Origin of the sequence: Neorhizobium petrolearium (genome assembly GCF_017873175.1) — a bacterium.
Lineage (GTDB): Bacteria > Pseudomonadota > Alphaproteobacteria > Rhizobiales > Rhizobiaceae > Neorhizobium > Neorhizobium petrolearium.
On the sequence record NZ_JAGGJW010000004.1, the window covers coordinates 292,663 to 312,434 of the forward strand.

A 19,772-nucleotide genomic window follows, 5' to 3' on the forward strand; every position below is an offset into this window, starting at 1 on the left:
GTGACGTCGTTTGATTGTCAACGAGTTCCCACTATAATGGCGCATGAACACACGAATCTTTTCCATCTCCCCCCTTTCCTTCATCAGCCCGAGCCCGGCCGAACCGCGCGTTTTCGACAATGCCGTGGCGGCGGTCGACGCGCTCACCGAGCTATATGAGCGCAATACGCGCTTCCTGATCGATGCATTCGGTGCGCTCGCCAGGGGCGCGCCGGTGACCGGACGCTACCGCGCCTTCTATCCCCAGGTCAGAATCGAGACGACCTCCTTCGGGCACGCGGACTCCCGCCTCTCTTATGGGCATGTGGCCGCGCCCGGGATCTACACGACCACCATCACGCGTCCGAAGCTCTTCCGGCATTATCTCAAGGAACAGCTGGACCTCCTGATGCGCAACCACAGCGTTCCGGTCATCGTTTCGGAATCGGCGACGCCGATCCCGCTGCATTTCGCCTTCGGCGAAAACGCCCATGTGGAGGCATCGGCAACGAGCTCGCTCGCCGACATCTCGCTGCGCGACATCTTCGACACGCCGGACCTCACCAACACCGACGACCTGATCGCCAATGGCGAATACGAGGCTCTGCCGGGAGAGCCGGCGCCGCTCGCACCCTTTACAGCGCAGCGCATCGACTATTCACTCGCACGGCTGAGCCACTATACGGCAACCAACGCCGACCATTTCCAGAACTTCGTTCTCTTCACGAACTATCAGTTCTACATCGACGAGTTCGCTGCCTGGGCGCGCAAGCTGATGGCGGACGGGGGTGAAGGCTACACGGCTTTCGTGGAACCGGGCAACATCATCACGCCCGCCGGCAGCAACAAGCCGGAAACGGACGTGGTCGTACGTCTGCCGCAGATGCCCGCCTATCACCTGAAGAAGAAAGGGCATGCCGGGATCACGCTTGTCAATATCGGTGTCGGCCCCTCGAACGCCAAGACGATCACCGACCATATCGCCGTGCTTCGACCTCATGCCTGGCTGATGGTCGGCCATTGCGCCGGCTTGCGCAACAGCCAGCGGCTCGGCGACTACGTGCTTGCACATGCATATGTACGCGAAGACCACGTGCTCGACGACGACCTGCCGGTCTGGGTGCCGATCCCGGCGCTGGCCGAAGTGCAGCAGGCGCTGGAAAGCGCGGTGGAGGAAGTGACCGGCTACAAGGGTTTCGAGCTGAAGCGCATCATGCGGACCGGAACGGTTGCAACGATCGACAACCGCAACTGGGAGCTGCGTGACCAGCGTGGCCCTGTGAAGCGGCTTTCACAATCGCGTGCCATCGCGCTCGACATGGAATCGGCAACGATCGCCGCGAACGGTTTCCGCTTCCGCGTGCCCTATGGGACGCTGCTGTGCGTCTCCGACCGGCCACTGCATGGCGAACTGAAACTGCCCGGCATGGCGACGGCCTTCTACCGGACCCAGGTCAGCCAGCATCTGCAGATCGGCATACGCGCGGTACAGAAGCTCGCCGCCATGCCGATCGAGAGGCTGCATTCACGCAAACTGAGAAGCTTCTACGAAACGGCGTTTCAATAATCAGCCGAGCTTCGGGGTCGCGCCGCAAACAGCGACAGCGCCGTGCCGACGAGCGAGGACACGATCACCAGAAGGTGGGTATTGACCGCGGCCCGGCCGAGTTCTTCCAGAGCCTCCCTGCCGGCATCGGCGCCGAAGGCGAGCGCGCCGGCAGTGATGCCGGCCGGATAGGTGCCGACACCGGCCGGCGCATGTACCGGCAGCACGGAGGAAAGCTCGCCGCCGAGCGCACCGCCGAAGCCGGCGGCGATGGGCAAATCACCCAGAAGGCCCAGCACCCAGGCCAGCACAGCGATCTTCGTAAACCAGTTGATCAGCGTCGCGCCCCAGGCACGGGCAAAAGCCCAAGTATCGAATGGCAGGCCGGCTTCCACTTCTTCAACCAGTTTCTCTGCCCTGCTCGGCAGAAATTTCGCGGCCAATCGGAAAACCGGCTTGCGGATCGCGAAGGCCACGGCCGGCAGGATCAGAAACAAGAGCCAGAGCCCCCAGGCCCAAGCCTTGCCGGTCTCAAGCGCGAATCCGGTGCCCGCAGCAGCCAAGAGCGCATGCAGGTCAAAAAGGCGCATGACGAAGAGCGCCGAGGTGCCGCGCGCCAGCGGCAGGCCGAACTCCCGCCTCATCAACAACGGAAAGCTTGCCTCGCCGGTGCGGAACGGCAGCATGACATTCAGGAGGTTATGGACCTGCACGAGCCTCAGAAGCGTGCCGAAATGCCCGCCGGTCTCCTTCGGGAAGTAGTCGTAGATACGCCAGGTGCGCAGCACATAGGTGCATAAAAGCAAGGCCAGAGCGATGAGGGCGGAAGTCCAGCCGGCGCCGTTCCAGAGCGACACGACGCCCTGCCAGCCCCAGACCCACTGGATGAACGCGGCATAGACAACGATGATCGCAACGGTTCCAAGCGTCACGGCGTGGCGAATTATCCATGCTCGGCGACTGGCAACCGGATAATTCTTCATATAGTAGGGTGCCCCATGTAAAAGTTCCGGGTTCCGGCAGCCTGACAGCATGCCGCGTCAAGCCCGAGGTTCTAGGAGAAACACAAGGTGCGTACAACAGCAGAGTCGGTCACAAGCCGCATCGAGGCGGCCGAACCGATCGAACTGTCCCTCGTCGTGCCGCTCTTCAACGAAGAGGAAAGCGTCGGACCGCTGATCGAGCGGATCGCAGCGGCAATGACCAGTTATCCCGCAAGCTGGGAGCTCATTCTCGTCGACGACGGCAGCACGGATGCGACGGTCGCCAATGCGAAAAGCGCGTTGAACCGCCCCGGCCTCGACCTGAAGATCGTGGCGCTGCAGCGCAATTTCGGTCAGACGGCAGCCATGCAGGCGGGCATCAACCAGGCGCAGGGCCGGCTGATCGCCACGCTCGACGGCGACCTGCAGAACGATCCCAAGGACATTCCGGGGATGGTGGCCGAACTGGAGCGGCGCGAACTCGACCTGCTCGTCGGCTGGCGCAAGAACCGCCAAGACGGTCTTCTCCTGCGAAAAATCCCTTCCTGGATTGCAAACCGGCTGATCGGCCGCATCACCGGCGTACGCCTGCACGACTATGGCTGCAGCCTGAAGATCTATCGCGGCTCCGTCATCAAGCAGGTCAAGCTGATGGGCGAAATGCACCGGTTCATCCCCGCCTGGGTGGCTGGCGTCGTGCCGAGTTCGCGGATTGGCGAAATGCCGGTGACCCACCATGCGCGCCAGCACGGCGTCTCGAAATATGGCATTTCCCGCACGTTTCGGGTGATCCTCGACCTGCTCTCGGTGATGTTCTTCATGCGCTTCAAGGCGCGGCCGGGACATTTCTTCGGCTCGGTCGGCCTCGGCCTAGGCGCGCTTTCGGCCATCATCCTCGCCTATCTGTTCATCGACAAGTTCATCATGGGCAATGATATCGGCACGCGACCGCTGTTCATGATCGGCGTGATGCTGTTCCTATCGGCGGTACAGATGATCACCACCGGCATCCTTGCCGAGATGATCGCCCGTACCTACTACCGCGAAGACACGGCGGTCAGCTACATCATCAGGGAAGTCTATGAGGGCGATCAAGCGCATCAGTGACGCGCTTGCCCGCCGTCCCGACCTTATCCTCTGGCTGATCGCGGCTTATTACGTGCTCGCGATCGGCTTTCGGGTGCTGCGTTCCGAGGCGCTTGAAAGCGACGAAGCGGAACAGCTCTACCAGTCACAATTCTTCCTGATGGGTTACGGACGACAGCCGCCCCTCTACAACTGGCTGCAATACGGCGTCATCCAGCTTATCGGTCCGTCCATCTTTGCGATCTCGCTGCTCAAGAACCTGCTCCTCTTCTTCTGCTGCATTCTCTACGGGTTCGCGGCCCGGCTGATGCTGAAAGACCGGCGGCTTCCGGCGATCGCGATGCTCGGGGTGATCGCCATGCCGGCGGTCAGCATCCTGGCTCAGCGGGACCTTACGCACGCCGTTGCAACGCTCTTCGCCGTAGCGCTGTTCTTTTACGCCTTCCTTCGCACCCTGACGCGCCCAAGCCTCGGCAACTATCTGCTGACCGGCCTGGCCGTCGGCATCGGGCTTATCGCCAAATACAATTTCGTCGTCGTGCCCATCGCGGCGATCCTCGCCATCCTGCCCGAACCTGATTTGCGCAAGCGCGTCTTCGACTGGCGTTTCATTCCGGCGCTTGTCGTCGCCGCCGTCATGTGCCTGCCGCACGGACTCTGGGTGCTCGGCAATTTCGCCGAGGCGACGGCGGGTACGATCAAGGTCATGCGGGAGGACGCTACCGGGAATGCGATCAGCGATCGCCTCACCGGACTTGGAACGTTGCTCATTTCCCTGCTGGGCGGCACGCTGCCAATCCTGGCCTTTTTCCTCATCGCCTTCCGTCGCCCGCTGCTCTCGACATGGCAGGCGACAAGCCCATGGACCCGCGTCACCGGCCGGACGATCCTCCTATCGCTGATCGCAGTGGGGCTGATCGGCCTCGGCCTCGGCGCGACGACGATCAGCGAAAAATGGCTCTCGCCCTTCCTGCTCCTGCTGCCGCTTTATCTCTGCCTGAAACTCGATGCAGCCGGCGCGGACACGACCGATGCGATTTCGCGGATGTTTCTTCCCGTTGCGGCTCTGGCGCTGGGATTCATCGCCTATATCTCGCTCGGCAACGTGATCGGGCCACGCTTCGGCCAGTATACCAAAGAGAACTTTCCGTCGGGTCCGTTCATCCGGGAGGTTCTGGCGGAACAGCCCGGCACGAGGCCTGCCTATGTGATCGCCGATGATCCCGCCCTTGCCGCCAGCGCGCGGCTGGAGCTGCCGGATGCGCGCGTATTGCTGCCGAGTTTCGAACAGACGCCGCCTCTGAACGAGGCCGAGAAAATTCTGCCGGGGCTTGTCATCTGGCGCGCGGTCCAAAGCAGTGGTGAAATTCCCGCCTATCTCAAGGCCTATATCGCCGGACAGGGAGGTGCGCCGGAAAATCTCTCACCTGCAACGCTGGCAGTCCCCTATCTGTTTTCCAGCAGCCGGGACAGCGCGCTTTTCGGCTATGCCTGGGTGGGCGGAGCATCGCTTGATTCAACTTCATTCCGGAGAAACTAAGTGGGACCAGACCATGCGGAGACGGTAAGAGACGATGCAGTTCCCGGCAGCCGCACCCTGCTGATCGTGCTGGCCGGCTATTTCCTGCTGAACTTCCTCGTCAGGATGGCGTTGCCGCATTCTCTGGAGTTGGACGAGGCCGAGCAGTCCTATTTTTCTCAATGGCTGCTGGGAGGCTACAGTTCCCAACCGCCCCTTTACAACTGGCTGCAATATGCGGTCGTGCAGGTTTTCGGCCTTTCGCTGGTCACGCTGTCGCTGCTCAAGAACCTGCTGCTGTTTGCCTCCTACGGGTTCTATTGGCTGGCGGCGCGGCAGGTCCTGCGCGACGGCCGGCTGGCCGCCGTCGCGGCCCTCGGCTTGCTGACCATTCCCCAGGTGGCGTTCGAAGCCCAACGCGATCTCAGCCATACGGTCGCGACCATCTTTGCCGCCTCGCTGTTTCTCTACTGCTTCTTCCGGGCACTCAACCGGCCCTCTGTCGCCTCCTTCATCCTGCTCGGCATCGCTACGGGCATCGGCGGGATCGCCAAGTACAATTTCATCGTATTGCCGATTGCCGCCTTCGCGGCGGTCCTCAGCGATCGGCAACTGCGTTTGCGCCTTCTCGACTGGCGGGTCCTGCTTGCCGGCGCCGTGGCATTGCTGATCGTCCTGCCGCATGCGGCGTGGCTCGTCGACCACTTCGAGGCAACGAGCGGCCATACGATGCGCAAGCTTGTCGGCGACGACACCAATCCCGTCGTCGCGATCTTCGAGGGTTTCGGTTCGCTTGCACTTGCTTCGCTCGGTTTCGGCGCATTGACGACGGTGATATTCGCGGCGGCCTATCGCGAGCGGCTGCGCGAGGTGATCCGGGCTCGAAACGACCGGACGCGGCTTGTCGGCCGGATCCTGCTTTTCTCTCTCGCGTTGATCGTCCTCCTCATCCTCTTCGCCGGTGTCGAAAGGGTGAAGGACCGCTGGCTCACGCCGATCCTGATCGTGCTGCCGCTTTATCTCGTGGTGAAGATCGATGCGGCGGCGATCGACCTGCAACCGGGACTGAAGCGGATATGGGGAGTGGCCTTGGTCATCATGGCCCTCATTCCATCAATCCTCTTCGGCCGGGCGGCCTTGGCTCCGGTCACCGGCATCTATCAATATTCCAATTATCCCTTTCAGGCGTTTTCCGACGAAATCCGGCCGCTTGCGGACGCCGCGCCAACCCTGATCGTTGCGTCCGACGGTCAGTTTGCCGGAAACATGCGGTTCAATTTCCCCTCCACGCCGGTCACGACGCTCTCCACCCCGACCGACATCCGCTCCCTGCCGATGCCACCTCACCGGCGCATCCTGTTCGTCTGGCGGAATTCCGACGGCAGCATGCCACCCGGCTTTCCCGCGGGCTTCGCGCAATATCTGCAGGAGCGTGGCCTCGCTGGCACGGTACCGCAAGCCAGGATCACCGCCCTTCCCTACAATAACGGGCGGCCGGACGACCGATACCGCTTCGCTTACGCAGTGGTCGATATTCCCGGATAAGACCTATTCCTTCACCGTTTCGCGCAGGTGATCGAGTGCGGCGCGGAGCTTTTCGATCACCTCGTCCACTTCCGAACGGCTGATGGTCAGCGCTGGTGAAGCCAGCATGCGGTCGCCGGTGGCGCGCATGATGAGGCCGTTCTCGACGCAATGATTGCGGACCATCGCGCCGATATCGTCGGGTTTCGCATACCGCCGTCTGGTCGCCTTGTCGGCCGCAAGCTGCAAACCGCCGATCAGCCCGACGCTTTCGGCCTGCCCGACGACGTCATGATCTTCGAGGCTCTTCCAGGCTTCGGCGAAATACGGGCCGATATCATCGCGCACGCGCTCCACCAGCCCCTCCTCCTCGATGATGCGGATGTTCTCCAGCGCGGCAGCCGCCGAAACCGGATGACCGGAATAGGTGAAGCCATGATAAAAATCGCCGAGTTCATTGACCATGACATCGGCAACCCGGTCGCTCACCAGCACGCCGCCGATCGGCAGATAACCGGAGGAAAGTCCCTTGGCGATCGGCGCGAGGTCCGGCTCGACGCCGTAATACTGATGACCGAACCAGGTGCCGAGCCGGCCGAAACCGCAGATCACCTCGTCAACGACCAACAGAACATTTCGCGCCCTGCAGATGCGGGCGATCTCCGGCCAGTAGGTGTCGGGCGGAATGATGACGCCGCCTGCCCCCTGGATCGGCTCGGCGACAAAAGCCGCGACGCGGTCCTCGCCTAGCTCGTCGATCTTTTCTTCCAGCTCGCGGGCAACTTTCAGGCCGAATTCGGCGGGGGACAGGTCGCCGCCTTCCGCATACCAATAGGGCTGGCCGATGTGATGGATACCTTCGATCGGCAGGTTGCCTTGCTCGTGCATCAGCTTCATGCCGCCGAGCGAGGCGCCGGCCACAGTCGAGCCGTGATAGCCGTTCTTTCTCGCGATGACCTCAGTCTTCCCCGGCCTCCCCAACGCTTTCCAATAGACCCGTGCCATACGGAACCATGTATCGGTCGCTTCCGAGCCGGAATTGGTGAAGAAGACGCGCTTGAGGTTCTCGCCCGCATGCGAGGCGATCTTTTGGGCAAGAAGGGTCGCGGGCGGCGTCGTGGTGCCGAAGAAGGTGTTGTAATAGGGCAATTCCTGCATCTGCCGATAGGCGGCATCGGCAATCGACTTGCGGCCGTAGCCGACATTGACGCACCAAAGTCCGGCGAAGGCATCGAGATATTTCTTGCCGTTCGAATCGTAGATATGGACGCCCTCGGCCCTCTCGATGATGCGCGCGCCTTTGGCGTTCAGCTCCTTCATGTCCGAAAACGGATGCAGATGATGGGCGGCGTCGATCGCGGCGAGATTGGAAAGGGCTGGCTTGTCATTCATGGGACTGTCACGGCCTCCGATTGTGCCGCCAATTCTTATCGGCTACGAACAGGGCTCCGCAACCCTTCAAAAGACTGATCATGCCCGCAGAGATCGTCCCGCCCCATATCGAAATCCTGCTCGTCGGCATGAACGGCGACCTGCGCGGCAAACGCATCCCGCTCGCCGCCGAAAAGAAGGTGTGGGATGGCACCATCAGGCTTCCCTCCTCCACCCAATCGCTCGACATCTGGGGCGACGACAATGACGACATCACAGGACTGTCGCTGACGATCGGCGACCCGGACGGGGTCTGCCTCCCCGACAAGCGCAGCCTCGCGCCGATGCCCTGGGGGCCGGAAGGATCGGTTCAGGTGCTTTCCACCATGCACGAGATGGACGGGTCGCCCTCCTTCATGGACCCGCGCGCCATCCTCGCCTCGGTGCTGAAGCGCTATGCAGAACGCGGCCTCACGCCTGTCGTGGCGACCGAGCTCGAATTCTACGTGGTGCAGGACGACTGGCGCGAGACGGGAAAACCCCGGCCACCGGAGAAGCTGATGTATCGCGGCGAGCCGAACGGCTTCCAGCTTTACGACATGAGCGCCGTCGATGCGCTCGACGATTACTTGCAGACAGTGCGCGCCTGGGCGAAGGCGCAGGACCTGCCGGCGGACGCAACGACCGCCGAATTCGGTCCCGGCCAGTTCGAGATCAACCTTCTGCACCGCGCCGACGCACTGGCGGCGGCCGACGACTGCATCTATCTGAAGCGTATCGCCGAACAGGTGGCGAGAAAGCATGGGCTCAAATCCACCTGCATGGCGAAGCCCTATGCGGACCAGGCGGGCTCCGGCCTGCATGTGCATGCGAGCATCATCGACCGCGACGGCAACAATATTCTGGATGCCAGGGGCGGCGATCCGGTGCGGCTGAGATCCGTCTGCGCAGGCATGCTGAACACCATGCGCGACGCGCAACTGATCTTCGCGCCGTTTGCCAATTCCTACCGCCGTTTCCAGCCGGACTCGTTCGCGCCAGTCGATATCGACTGGGGTTTCGGGCATCGGGGAACCGCGATCCGCATTCCCGACAAGGACGGCCCGGCCGCCCGCATCGAGCATCGCGTCGCAGGCGCCGACGCCAATCCCTACCTGCTTCTCACCGCCATCCTCGGCGGCATGCTCATCGGGCTCGATGAAACGCTCGATCCCGGTCCCGCAACCGAGCCGGGCAAGGAACCGCCGGCCGGCACGAAACGCCTGACGCATGATTTCCTGACGGCAGTCGAGGATTTTTCGGCCTCCCCTTTCATCAAGGACGTGTTCGGCGAGCGCTACCAGAAGCTCTACGGCGATACCAAGCGCAAGGAAGCGATCACCTACCTGCGCACCGTCAGCGACTTCGACTACCGGACCTATCTCCCGCGGATTTGAATCCTCATTCCTCGGGCGATGCCAGGCAAGGATCCAGCATGATCCGCCGCGCGCCAAATCGTGCATAGCCGCCCGCGAACAGGACGGGATCACCAATGTTGCGCCCCTCCTTGCTGTAGGTGACGCACATGACCTGAACGTCCTTCTCGTCACACATCACCAGGTATGCCAAAGTACCGTCCCAATCCACCGCAACGAGCCTGCCGCTGATCGTCAACGTGATACGGTCGTCGGTCTGCGGAGCGTGATCGATCCAGTGTTTTATGGTCCCGCAGGTCGCAGGCCGGTCTGCATAGCCTTCGCCCATCCTGAACGGCCCATCCGGGTCTATCACCGTCTCCGCGAACGAAGCGGGAGGCAATCCGAACAGAAGCAGGACGGCAATAGCGGCTCTGGCCGGAGCTTTGCGGCGCGACGAAAAAAACAAGCAGTTACTCCTTGATTGATTCCTTCGACTACCAATGCCGATTCGCGCAAATTTGAGGCCAATATCGGAGCGGCGCGAGTCACCGCTCCCGGCCATGCACGGCCTTGCCGGCGGCCACACCAGAGGATCCGGTTTTCTTCCGGGAGACGGCAGCGTTATCCACATTCTCCAAGGCCAAACTTGCTGATATATTGGTCATTATTCCTATGTCGCACATAGTCCCCAGGGTTTGACGGGAAACCGGTTACACAACCTTTCTTCGGCGACTGGCGAAATAGGATTGTCAGCCTTCCGGTGCGCTCTGCCCGGACGGCATCAGGGGACGTCGCATGGTGCAGGCAGGTGCATTTTTAAGAGTTTGTCGTATCGTGACGATCGCGGCGTCGACGCTGTTGTGCGGAGCATCTGGCTCCCTAGCGCAGGAGGAGCCGCTGACGCTGATCCTTAAGCAGGGCCAGAACGAGGCCGATATCAAGCGTGTCCTGGATATCGCCGCGCAGACCGGCCGTCCGGTGAGCGTGCAGGTCGAGAATGCGCAAGACGATCAGAAGGCCGGTTCCGCCGGACCGGCCATGGAGCCCTCGCCGGAAATGGTCGCGACCAACATGGGCATGGCCTCCTGGGACACGCTTTCGAGCGCTGTGGTGCGGGGTGTCACGATCGCCGTTTCGGGGTTTTCCGGCTTTTCCACGGTTCTGGGAATGACCCGGAGCAACCTTGCTGCCGAGGGAAGCAATTACGGATGGCCCCTGTTCGTCGCCTTGCTGGCAATTGTCGCCGGCAGCGCCGCGGTAATGCTGTTGCGCTTCCTGGCTGCGAGTGTGCTGCCTCGCAGGTACGAATCGCTAAGCGTTGCCGGAAAATTTCGGCGAGCCGCGTTGCGGGCGCTCGCCGATCTTCTTTGCATCGCTGTTTTCCTTGCAATAGCCAGATTTGTCCTGCTTGCGATGCTTGACCACGGCTCGATTTCCCTGCGCATCGCGAGGGGCGCGGTCACGGCCGTGCTGATTTCGACCATCTACGTCACGCTTGGCCGCTTCCTCTTCAAGCCCACCGCGACGAGCGATCCCCTAGTCAATATCGAGGGACCGAACTGGCATTTCCGAATGCTCGTCGCCTATGGGCTGATCGGCGCCGTCTTCGCAGAGACCATTCGCCTGTCGGTTTCGCTCGGGCTGAACACGGGCGCCATGGAAGGGTGGCTCCTGATCGGCAATACGGCGCTTGCGATATTGAAGCTCGTCTGGTTCATCGGCGGACGGAAAGGTATTCGCGATGCGTTCATCGGCGCCAATCCGGGCTTCATCCGGCGCCTGGTCGGCAATCTTCTGCCGGACTTCTACGCATTGACGGCGGTGCTGATATGGATCACCGGCCTTATGGTCGCGGGCACGCCGGACAGCGCCCGCTGGAGTTTCGCGGCCGGGGCCACGCAAGTCCTCCTGCTGATCCTGCCGATCCTGGCGATGGGCGCCTATACGATCATGGACGAGTTTACCCGTCACCATGAGCAGGCCGGCGGCGCCGGACTATTGTCGTCGTTGTTGGCAAGCCTCCGGGTCGTCGTTTCCGGCGCAATCTGGATCGGCGGACTGCACCTGATCACGTCACTCTGGCGCCCGCTGATGGCGGGAGAGGCGGCCACTCTTGCCACGGGCTGGATCGTCTGGCTCGAGCGCTTCAGCTTTGCCGTGGTCGCAAGCTGGGCCGTCTGCACGCTGATCTGGAGATATTTCGAGTCGATCTCTCCATCCACGCAGATCGCGCTTCCGGGCCAGGAGGACGATCATGGCGAGAAGAAGATGACGAGCCGGTTGTCGACGGCCCTGCCCGTCGTCCGCAACCTGGCGCTCGGGGCCGTGCTTGCCGTTGGCGCCCTGCTGATCCTCAGCTCGCTCGGAATCGATGTCGCACCGCTTCTGGCCGGTTTTGGCGTCCTCGGCCTGGCGCTGTCCTTCGGTTCGCAGGCGCTGGTGAAGGATATCGTATCGGGCATCTTCTTCATCGCAGACGACGCCTTCCGTATTGGAGAATACATAGACACGGGCAGGCTGAAGGGCACCGTGGAGCAGATCACGGTGCGATCCATCCGATTGCGGCATCATAACGGGCCTATCCACACAATCCCGTTCGGACAGATCAGCTCCGTCACCAATTACAGCCGGGATTGGGGCACGATCAAGTTCGAGCTGCGCTTCGATCGCGAAGCCAATACCGAGACCATCCGGAAAGTGGCGAAGAAGGTGGGCCTGGCGATGCTCGAAGATCCGGAATTTGGGCCGGAATTCCTCGTTCCGCTCAAGATGCAAGGTGTCCAGGACATCACCGAAACCTCCATGATCGTCCGCTTCAAGTTCACCTCGCGTCCCGGAAATCCGAGCCTCATCAAGAGAGAAGGAATGAAACGGCTGATCGCCGCCTTCAAGGAGGCAGGCCTGGAATTTGCCTCGAATGCCGTGACGGTCCGGTCCAATGCCGCCAATCCGGCAGAAGCCGCCGCCGCCGCGCTTGCGCAGCAACCTGCCCCGGCTCCGGTCGTGGCGGCATAAGCCTCAGATGCCGCTTCCCTGCTGCTCCACCTCCCCGCGGGGCAGAGGTTCGTTGACCAGCACCTTCAGCTCGCCCGCATGGATTTTCAGGCGCACGTCGCGGTCCATCGGCAGAAGCTCACCGTCGATGACGCAGCGAATGTCATGACGCTCGCGCGGGAAATGCAACTCCACCTCCGTCGCGGTCATGGCGGTGATGGCGACGTTCTCCTTGAACCGGCCGCGCAGGATATCGAAGGTGAGGCGCGCCACACCGGCGGGCTTCAGCGGGTCGGCGATGTAAAAACCGAGATGGCCGCGGGTGAGGTTGTCTGCATACATCAGCGGATCGGAACCAAATTCGTTATTGGACACCGAGATGGCCGAAACCCTGCGATGGCCAGTCTTGCCCTCGGCCTTGAACTCAACTTCGAACTCCGGCGGATTGAACATCACACCGACAGCCGCCCGCACGCTCGCCCGCATCTTGCCAAGCCTCGAGCCAAAGGTCATGGAATTGCGGTAGCGCACCATGCGCGCGTGCATGCCGGCGGAGAATTGATGCACGAAACTTCTTCCGTTGGCGCTGGCAATATCAATATTTTCAGGCCTCGCGACAGCCAGGGCATCGAGCGCCTCCCAGATATCGAGTGGCAGTTTCAGCGAGCGGGCGAAGAGATTCATTGTGCCCGCCGGCACCACGCCGAGCGCAATCCCGCTTCTCCAGGCAATGCCCGCCGCCGCCGAGATCGTGCCGTCACCGCCGCCGGCGATCAGGCCCTCGATACCCGGCGTGGCCGCTGCCTTCTCCATCGTCTCCACAACTCTGTCGCCGGAGACCACATGGCATTCAATGTCATGTCCTGCTCCTTCAAAAGTCCGGAGCGCATGGGCGCAGTAAGCGTCCATATCGGTGGTTCGGAAGGTACCGCCATCGCGGTTGAAGACGGCAAACAGATTCATCTCATATCCTGGGCCAGATCGGCGGCGGAACAACGGATCACCGAAGAAATGGTTGCGGACAAAAGGTTTATCAACACCACGCCGCCTCCTTGCGGCGCATGCACACAATCCCGTGATATGAGCGGGGGATCTACCGCAACGCACAATAGCATGCTAACTTTCAACGCAGGTCATTTCGATGACCGCTCGCCTCCAGAGCGGGTAGATGTTTCCACATCTCACCCGCGTCTTTTTTTCAAGCAGATCATTTGCATGACCGACTCCGCCGCTTCTTTCGCTTCCGCACGCGACCGTTCGGAAACACGCGCCTCTGAGGCCGCTCCCGCCCTTTCACCGCTCGCGATCGCGCTGATCGAAATCGCGCTGGCGGTCGGCGGTTTCGGCATCGGCACCGGCGAATTCGCGATCATGGGCCTGTTGCCGGACGTGGCCGCCACCTACGAGGTCAGCATTCCCATGGCGGGTTACGTCATCAGCGCCTATGCGCTCGGCGTGGTGGTCGGTGCACCGATCATCGCGGCACTTTCGGCGCGCATGCCCCGCCGAACCCTGCTTCTCTGCCTGATGGGTCTGTTCGCAGTGGGCAATATCCTGAGCGCGATCGCGCCGGATTTCTGGAGCTTCACGGCCCTGCGCTTCATCACCGGCCTACCGCACGGGGCCTATTTCGGCGTCGCCGCGCTTGTCGCCGCCTCCATGGTGCCGTTCCACAAACGTGCCCGCGCCGTGGGCCGCGTGATGCTGGGACTTACGGTGGCAACGCTGGTCGGCACGCCGATCGCCACCTTCATGGGCCAGATGCTCAACTGGCGCACCGCATTCTTCCTCGTCGGCGGCATCGGGGCGGTAACAGTCGCCCTGCTCTGGTATTTCCAGCCGCGCGACCAGGTGCAGGAAGGCGCGAGCGTCAAGCGGGAGCTCGGCGCTTTCAGCCGCCCGCAGGTCTGGCTGACGCTCGGCATTGCTGCCGTCGGCTTCGGCGGCATGTTCTCGGTCTTCAGCTATATCGCCTCAACGACCACGGTGACCGCCCAGATGCCGGTTGCCATGGTATCGATCGTGCTGGTGCTTTTCGGCATCGGCATGAACGTCGGCAACATTCTGGGCTCGCGGCTTGCAGACCTGTCGCTGAAGGGCACGATCGGCGGCGTGATGGTGTTCAACGTCATCGTCATGAGCACCTTCGGACTCTGGGCCCAGCATCCTGTCGTACTCTGCCTCTGCGTTTTCCTGATCGGCTGCGGATTTGCCGCCGGCCCTGCCCTGCAGACGCGGCTGATGGACGTCGCGGTGGATGCGCAGACGCTCGCCGCCGCCTCCAACCATTCCGCCTTCAATATCGCCAATGCGCTCGGTGCCTGGCTCGGCGGTCTCGTCATCGCCTGGGGCTGGGGTTTCTCCGCCACGGGTTATGTCGGTGCATTCCTGTCGCTGCTCGGTCTTGGAGTCTTCTTCGCGTCGGTCACGCTGGAGAAGAAGGGCGGGACGGCCTGATCTCAGGCTGCCTTCGACGGCGTTTTTGCCTCCGGCATCACCATGTATTTCCGGCCGTTCTCGCAGATGACGTGCTCCTTACCCCATAAACGCAACGCGGCGATGACCGGCTCCAGGCTGAGACCCAGCGGCGTCAGCATGTAGTCGACGCGCGGCGGCACAACCGGGAACACGGTGCGTTTCACAAGCCCTGCCTCTTCCAGTTCACGCAACTGCTTGGTCAGCATGCGCTGGGTGACCGATGGAATGCGGCGACGCAGTTCGTTGAAACGCAGCGTGCCGTCTTCCAAGAGGTGATAGAGGATCACGCCCTTCCATTTGCCATCGAGGAAACTCAGCGTCGATTCCACCGGGCAGCCGGGGAAATTGTCGGTCAGCTTCGCACGTGGTTTCGACATGGCGGCGATCCTTTCACAGTATACTTTTTGGCACTATACACCAAAAATGTGCATTCTTGCGCTCCTGAACCTTACGCGCCATCTAGTTTCCACGCAACGAAACCAAGGAGATTTTGAGATGCGCGCCGTCGGCTTCAACACACCCCAGCCCGTTACAGCCGAAACTTCCCTGCTCGATATCGAGCTGCCCGTGCCGGAAGCGAAGGGCCGAGACCTGCTGGTCGAGATCAAGGCGGTCTCGGTCAATCCCGTCGACACCAAAGTTCGCGCCTCGGCGACCGTCGAAGCCGGCCAATATCGGGTTCTCGGTTACGACGCGGCCGGAATCGTCAAAACCGTCGGGCCTGACGTCAAACTCTTCAAGCCGGGCGACGAGGTCTATTACGCCGGCGCAATCAATCGCCCGGGCACGAATGCGGAGTTCCATCTGGTCGATGAGCGGATCGCCGGCTTCAAGCCAAAAACACTGAGCTTCGAGGAAGCCGCTGCGCTGCCGCTGACGACAATCACCGCCTATGAGGCGCTCTTCCATCGCATGAAAGTGCAGGACAAGGTGGCAGGCGCCTGGAACGCCGTGCTGATCATCGGAGGCGCAGGCGGGGTGGGTTCGATCGCCATCCAGCTCCTGCGCGAGCTTTCCGACGTTACGGTGATCGGCACCGGCTCACGGCCCGAGACCCAGCAGTGGATCAAGGAACTCGGCGCCCATCACGTACTAGACCATTCGAAGCCGATGACAAAGCAGCTTGCCGAGATGGCGATCGGTGCGCCAGCCTTCGTCTTCTCGACCACCCATACCGACCAGCACATCAAGGACATTATCGAGCTGATCGCGCCGCAGGGCCGGTTCTCGCTGATCGACGACCCAAAGGAGCCTATGGACCTGCGTCCCTTCAAGAGCAAGGCGCTCTCTATCCACTGGGAGATGATGTTTGCCCGGCCCGTCTGGCAGACGGCGGACATGATCGAGCAACACAAGCTTTTGAACCATGTCGCCGAACTGGTGGATGCGAAGAAGATCCGTACCACGCTTTCCGAGGTACTCGGCACGATCAGCGCCGCCAATCTCAAAAAGGCCCATGCGATGATCGAGAGCAACCGCACCAAAGGCAAGCTCGTGCTCTCCGGCTTCTGAGCCCCTTGCCGGACCATGAAAAAGCCCGCCGTGGCTGAAACGGCGGGCCCTTGCGTGGCAGGCCTGCGGCCGGTCGATCAGGCTTGGATTACGACCACACGGGCACCGACCTTGACTCGTTCGTAAAGATCAATGACGTCGTGGTTCATCATGCGGATGCAGCCGCTCGACATGGCAAGACCGATCGATTCCGGCTGGTTCGTGCCGTGAATGCGGAAATGCGTGTCGTTGCCGTTGCGGTACAGATACATGGCGCGGGCGCCCAGCGGATTATTCGGGCCGCCCGGCACGCCCCCGGCGAGCTTCCGGTAGCGGGCTTCCCGACGCTGCATGTTCAAGGTCGGCGTCCAGCTCGGCCATTCCGCCTTGCGTCCGACATAGGCGTTGCCGGCAAGCGCCAGACCGGCGCGACCGACGCCGACGCCGTAACGGATCGCGCGACCTTCGCCCAGGACATAATAGGCTCGACGAGCCGGCGTATCGACGACGACGGTTCCGGCGGGGTGCGCCGTTTCATAGGCCACTTCCTGGCGGCGAAGTTCCGGCTTGATCCTGTCGAGCGCCACGGCCTTCAACGGGAATTCCTCGTTCGGCAAAGCGGCATAATTCGCCTCTGGAACGGTGGAAGCGCAACCGGCCAGCATCAACGGCAGACCGACCAGAAAACCGCGACGGGAAATCGACATGAATGTGTCCTTGGTGCATCGGAAAGATGACCCAAGACTTAAGAATATTATGGTTAATAGACGTTTAATTCAGCCCGACGCGCCAGCAAACATCCGCTTCTTATCACAAACCATGAAAGAAACGGGGCACAGCAGTGCCCCGCGGTCCGCCGAGCTCGTTCAGTTCCACTGTTGGCTACGCCATTCCCAGGGCGTCACTTCTCCGCTCTTGTCGGCATCGGCCGCATCGTAATGGGCCTTGGCGCCGGCCATGAACTCGACCTGGGTCACGGTGCCGTTCTTGTCTTGATCCATTTCATCGAAACGCGTGAGCTTCGCCTTCTCGCGGGCAGCCTGCCGCTCCCTGTTCCAGCCCATCTGCGGTCCCATCCGCACGGCCATGTATTCGTCCTTGCTCAGTTCTCCGTTGTCGTCGGCATCCATCGCGATGAAGACGTCCTCGGCTGCGGACGCAGCCTCCTCCGCAGTCACCTTGCCGTCTCCGTTCGCGTCGATCATGGCGAACCGCCCGCGGCCAGGCGCGTGCATCATGGGGCCTGAACCCATGCCCATTCCCCAGCCCGGGCCACCGAAACCGCGCCCCCAGGGGCCGTCGCCATAGGCTTGCGAATAGGCCGTACCGGCAACGAGGCCTGTGCTCGCCACGACGACGATTGCTGTCAGTATCCGTTTCATCTCAGTTCTCCCTAGATCAACAGAACCGCGGCCCGACACCATGGACGACCGCATGCCGATGCTAGTCGGTTTCTGGGAACAGGCCTTGCGGCAGATCAAGGGAAAAGGCAGCCTCTTCCGGAGGCCGCCCAATTCGCCGGCGGGGACAGGCGGCGAGCCCGTCTTCCCCAGAGCGGCGGTCGCGGGAACTACCTGCGACGATCACATATTCTGGTAAAGCGGCCCTTCGCCGCCCTGGGGCGGGACCCAGTTGATGTTCTGGTTGGGATCCTTGATGTCGCAGGTCTTGCAGTGGACGCAGTTCTGCGCGTTGATGACATAGGTCATCTCGCCATCCTTCTCCACCCATTCGTAGACGCCGGCCGGACAGTAACGCGCCGAAGGGCCGCCATAGACGTCGTGTTCGGAGCGCTTCTGCAGGTCCATGTCCTTGACCTTGAGGTGGACAGGCTGGTCCTCCTCATGGTTGGTGTTGGACAGGAACACCGAGGACAGGCGGTCGAAAGTGAGCACCCCGTCCGGCTTCGGATAGTCGATCTTCTGATGCTTCGATGCCGGTTCCAGGCTCTCCGCATCCGTCTTGCCGTGCTTCAGCGTACCGAACAACGAGAAGCCGAAGAGCTGGTTCGTCCACATGTCCAGCCCGCCGAGCGCAATGCCGAGGCCCGTGCCGAACTTCGACCAGAGCGGCTTGACGTTCCTGACCCGCTTCAGGTCCGTGCCGATCGCGGTCTGCCGCCATCCGGTCTCGATCTCGATCGGCTCGTCATTGGCGCGGCCGGCGGCGATCGCCTCGGCGATCTTTTCGGCCGCCAGCATGCCGGACAGAACCGCATTGTGGCTGCCCTTGATGCGCGGCACGTTGACGAGACCGGCCGAGCAACCGATCAGCGCTCCGCCCGGGAAGGACAGCTTCGGTACGGACTGGTAACCCCCTTCGGTGATGGCGCGCGCGCCGTAGGAGAGACGCTTGGCGCCCTCGAACGTGGCGCGGATCGAAGGATGCGTCTTGAAGCGCTGGAACTCCTCGAAGGGGTAAAGCCACGGGTTCTTGTAGTTGAGATGGACCACGAAACCGACGGCGACAAGATTGTCCTCAAGATGGTAGAGGAAGGAGCCGCCGCCGGTCTTCATGCCGAGCGGCCAGCCGAACGAATGCTGCACCAGGCCGGGCCTGTGGTTCTCCGGCTTCACCTGCCAGAGTTCCTTCAGGCCGATGCCATATTTCTGCGGCTCGCGGCCGTCCTGTAGACCGAAGCGGGCGATCAGTTGCTTGGCGAGCGAACCGCGCACGCCCTCGCCGATCAGCACGTATTTGCCGAGCAGTGCCATGCCGCGGGTATAGTTGGGGCCGGGCTCGCCGTTCCTCTCGATGCCCATGTCGCCGGTCGCCACCCCGACGACCGCACCCTGTTCATTATAGAGCACTTCGGTCGCGGCAAAGCCCGGATAGATCTCGACGCCCAGTGCTTCCGCCTTTTCGGCGAGCCAGCGACAGACGTTTCCGAGCGAGACGATGTAGTTGCCGTGGTTGTTCATCAACGGCGGCATGGCGACATTGGGCAAACGGATCGAGCCGGCGGGACCCAGGAACAGGAACTGGTCGTCGGTGACCGGCGTCTTGAAGGGATGGCCCTCCTCTTCCTGCCAGCCGGGCAGAAGCCTGTCGATGCCGATCGGATCGACCACCGCGCCGGAGAGGATATGGGCGCCCACTTCCGAACCCTTTTCAAGCACCACGACCGTCAGATCCGGGTTGACCTGCTTCAGGCGGATCGCCGCCGCAAGCCCCGCCGGCCCCGCGCCCACGATCACCACGTCGAATTCCATGCTCTCCCGTTCGGGAAGTTCCTGTTCGTTCATATCCAACTCCGCTCGCCGGCCCCTCCCGGCGTCTGTTCAGGCACCTGTTGCGGCAGGCACCCTGTCTTGGCAAAAGCCGCCCCGCTTGTCGAGGCGGGAAAACGTCTTCAGCCTTGCCATTCGCGCAAATTGCCTTTCCGTTTCTTCAACTTACTTTTA

Annotated in this window: 16 protein-coding genes; 8 read left to right on the plus strand and 8 right to left on the minus strand. The window is 62.0% G+C overall.

Going from position 1 to position 19,772, the window contains the following annotated elements:
• Window positions 1–43: 43 nt before the first annotated feature.
• Entirely contained in the window at window positions 44–1,546 is a 1,503-nt protein-coding gene (gene amn / locus J2046_RS09830) for an AMP nucleosidase (RefSeq protein ID WP_210051204.1), read from the plus strand.
• On the opposite strand, the gene J2046_RS09835 is transcribed toward amn, so the two are convergent.
• Window positions 1,540–2,508 carry a lysylphosphatidylglycerol synthase transmembrane domain-containing protein gene (locus J2046_RS09835; protein ID WP_210051205.1) on the minus strand — a complete coding sequence of 323 codons (969 nt, stop codon included), beginning with the start codon at window positions 2,506–2,508 and terminating at the stop codon, window positions 1,540–1,542. The genes amn and J2046_RS09835 overlap by 7 nt on opposite strands.
• Window positions 2,509–2,595: 87 nt before the next feature.
• On the opposite strand from J2046_RS09835, the gene J2046_RS09840 reads away from it, so the two are divergent.
• The 3 genes from J2046_RS09840 to J2046_RS09850 are packed head-to-tail and all read left to right on the plus strand — an operon-like array spanning window position 2,596 to window position 6,658.
• Window positions 2,596–3,615 carry a glycosyltransferase family 2 protein gene (locus J2046_RS09840; protein ID WP_210051206.1) on the plus strand — a complete coding sequence of 340 codons (1,020 nt, stop codon included), beginning with the start codon at window positions 2,596–2,598 and terminating at the stop codon, window positions 3,613–3,615.
• The gene (locus J2046_RS09845; RefSeq protein WP_210051207.1) at window positions 3,590–5,134 is read left to right on the plus strand and encodes an ArnT family glycosyltransferase; all 1,545 of its coding nucleotides are present in this window, start codon (window positions 3,590–3,592) and stop codon (window positions 5,132–5,134) included. Before J2046_RS09840 ends, J2046_RS09845 begins: the two co-directional genes overlap by 26 nt.
• On the plus strand, window positions 5,135–6,658 hold the full coding sequence (locus J2046_RS09850; RefSeq protein ID WP_210051208.1) for an ArnT family glycosyltransferase: 1,524 nt from the start codon (window positions 5,135–5,137) through the stop codon (window positions 6,656–6,658).
• A 3-nt stretch (window positions 6,659–6,661) separates the two neighbouring features.
• On the opposite strand, the gene J2046_RS09855 is transcribed toward J2046_RS09850, so the two are convergent.
• Window positions 6,662–8,029: an aspartate aminotransferase family protein gene (locus J2046_RS09855; protein WP_210051209.1), complete on the minus strand. Its 1,368-nt coding sequence runs from the start codon at window positions 8,027–8,029 to the stop codon at window positions 6,662–6,664.
• Between the two features lie 80 nt (window positions 8,030–8,109).
• Between J2046_RS09855 and J2046_RS09860 the strand changes: the two genes are divergently transcribed.
• Entirely contained in the window at window positions 8,110–9,444 is a 1,335-nt protein-coding gene (locus tag J2046_RS09860) for a glutamine synthetase family protein (protein WP_210051210.1), read from the plus strand.
• Between the two features lie 4 nt (window positions 9,445–9,448).
• Here J2046_RS09860 and J2046_RS09865 read toward each other — a convergent pair whose 3' ends face one another.
• On the minus strand, window positions 9,449–9,967 hold the full coding sequence (locus J2046_RS09865) for a hypothetical protein (protein ID WP_210051211.1): 519 nt from the start codon (window positions 9,965–9,967) through the stop codon (window positions 9,449–9,451).
• A 272-nt stretch (window positions 9,968–10,239) separates the two neighbouring features.
• Between J2046_RS09865 and J2046_RS34220 the strand changes: the two genes are divergently transcribed.
• Window positions 10,240–12,420 (plus strand): mechanosensitive ion channel family protein, encoded by a 2,181-nt coding sequence (locus tag J2046_RS34220; RefSeq protein WP_210051212.1) that lies wholly within the window; start codon window positions 10,240–10,242, stop codon window positions 12,418–12,420.
• A 3-nt stretch (window positions 12,421–12,423) separates the two neighbouring features.
• Here the strand turns inward: J2046_RS34220 and J2046_RS09875 are convergent, their stop codons facing one another.
• On the minus strand, window positions 12,424–13,362 hold the full coding sequence (locus J2046_RS09875) for a diacylglycerol/lipid kinase family protein (RefSeq protein WP_210051213.1): 939 nt from the start codon (window positions 13,360–13,362) through the stop codon (window positions 12,424–12,426).
• Window positions 13,363–13,614: 252 nt separating this feature from the next.
• Here J2046_RS09875 and J2046_RS09880 point away from each other — a divergent pair, with 252 nt between their 5' ends.
• Window positions 13,615–14,856: an MFS transporter gene (locus J2046_RS09880; RefSeq protein ID WP_210051215.1), complete on the plus strand. Its 1,242-nt coding sequence runs from the start codon at window positions 13,615–13,617 to the stop codon at window positions 14,854–14,856.
• A gap of 2 nt (window positions 14,857–14,858) precedes the next feature.
• Here J2046_RS09880 and J2046_RS09885 read toward each other — a convergent pair whose 3' ends face one another.
• A complete protein-coding gene (locus J2046_RS09885) occupies window positions 14,859–15,254 on the minus strand; it encodes a winged helix-turn-helix transcriptional regulator (protein WP_210051216.1) in 396 nt (131 codons plus the stop codon).
• 118 nt (window positions 15,255–15,372) lie between these two features.
• Here J2046_RS09885 and J2046_RS09890 point away from each other — a divergent pair, with 118 nt between their 5' ends.
• Window positions 15,373–16,389, plus strand: a complete 1,017-nt coding sequence (locus J2046_RS09890; protein ID WP_210051217.1) for a zinc-binding alcohol dehydrogenase family protein — start codon at window positions 15,373–15,375, stop codon at window positions 16,387–16,389.
• 77 nt (window positions 16,390–16,466) lie between these two features.
• On the opposite strand, the gene J2046_RS09895 is transcribed toward J2046_RS09890, so the two are convergent.
• The 3 genes from J2046_RS09895 to J2046_RS09905 all read right to left on the minus strand — a co-directional run bounded on the left by J2046_RS09895 (window position 16,467) and on the right by J2046_RS09905 (window position 19,613).
• Window positions 16,467–17,075, minus strand: a complete 609-nt coding sequence (locus J2046_RS09895) for a L,D-transpeptidase (RefSeq protein WP_210051218.1) — start codon at window positions 17,073–17,075, stop codon at window positions 16,467–16,469.
• 159 nt (window positions 17,076–17,234) lie between these two features.
• Window positions 17,235–17,750: an EF-hand domain-containing protein gene (locus tag J2046_RS09900; RefSeq protein WP_210051219.1), complete on the minus strand. Its 516-nt coding sequence runs from the start codon at window positions 17,748–17,750 to the stop codon at window positions 17,235–17,237.
• 201 nt (window positions 17,751–17,951) lie between these two features.
• Window positions 17,952–19,613 carry an electron transfer flavoprotein-ubiquinone oxidoreductase gene (locus J2046_RS09905; RefSeq protein WP_210051221.1) on the minus strand — a complete coding sequence of 554 codons (1,662 nt, stop codon included), beginning with the start codon at window positions 19,611–19,613 and terminating at the stop codon, window positions 17,952–17,954.
• Window positions 19,614–19,772 lie beyond the last annotated feature (159 nt).

What these genes read in the sequence shown, in the direction of transcription:
- J2046_RS09880 (WP_210051215.1), top strand. Translation starts at nt 13,615, where the DNA reads ATGACCGACTCCGCCGCTTCTTTCGCTTCCGCACGCGACCGTTCGGAA.
- J2046_RS09890 (WP_210051217.1), top strand. Translation starts at nt 15,373, where the DNA reads ATGCGCGCCGTCGGCTTCAACACACCCCAGCCCGTTACAGCCGAAACT.
- J2046_RS09905 (WP_210051221.1), bottom strand. Translation starts at nt 19,613, where the DNA reads ATGAACGAACAGGAACTTCCCGAACGGGAGAGCATGGAATTCGACGTG.
- J2046_RS09900 (WP_210051219.1), bottom strand. Translation starts at nt 17,750, where the DNA reads ATGAAACGGATACTGACAGCAATCGTCGTCGTGGCGAGCACAGGCCTC.
- amn (WP_210051204.1), top strand. Translation starts at nt 44, where the DNA reads ATGAACACACGAATCTTTTCCATCTCCCCCCTTTCCTTCATCAGCCCG.
- J2046_RS09835 (WP_210051205.1), bottom strand. Translation starts at nt 2,508, where the DNA reads ATGAAGAATTATCCGGTTGCCAGTCGCCGAGCATGGATAATTCGCCAC.
- J2046_RS09895 (WP_210051218.1), bottom strand. Translation starts at nt 17,075, where the DNA reads ATGTCGATTTCCCGTCGCGGTTTTCTGGTCGGTCTGCCGTTGATGCTG.
- J2046_RS09865 (WP_210051211.1), bottom strand. Translation starts at nt 9,967, where the DNA reads ATGGCCGGGAGCGGTGACTCGCGCCGCTCCGATATTGGCCTCAAATTT.
- J2046_RS09855 (WP_210051209.1), bottom strand. Translation starts at nt 8,029, where the DNA reads ATGAATGACAAGCCAGCCCTTTCCAATCTCGCCGCGATCGACGCCGCC.
- J2046_RS09885 (WP_210051216.1), bottom strand. Translation starts at nt 15,254, where the DNA reads ATGTCGAAACCACGTGCGAAGCTGACCGACAATTTCCCCGGCTGCCCG.
- J2046_RS09845 (WP_210051207.1), top strand. Translation starts at nt 3,590, where the DNA reads ATGAGGGCGATCAAGCGCATCAGTGACGCGCTTGCCCGCCGTCCCGAC.
- J2046_RS09860 (WP_210051210.1), top strand. Translation starts at nt 8,110, where the DNA reads ATGCCCGCAGAGATCGTCCCGCCCCATATCGAAATCCTGCTCGTCGGC.
- J2046_RS09875 (WP_210051213.1), bottom strand. Translation starts at nt 13,362, where the DNA reads ATGAATCTGTTTGCCGTCTTCAACCGCGATGGCGGTACCTTCCGAACC.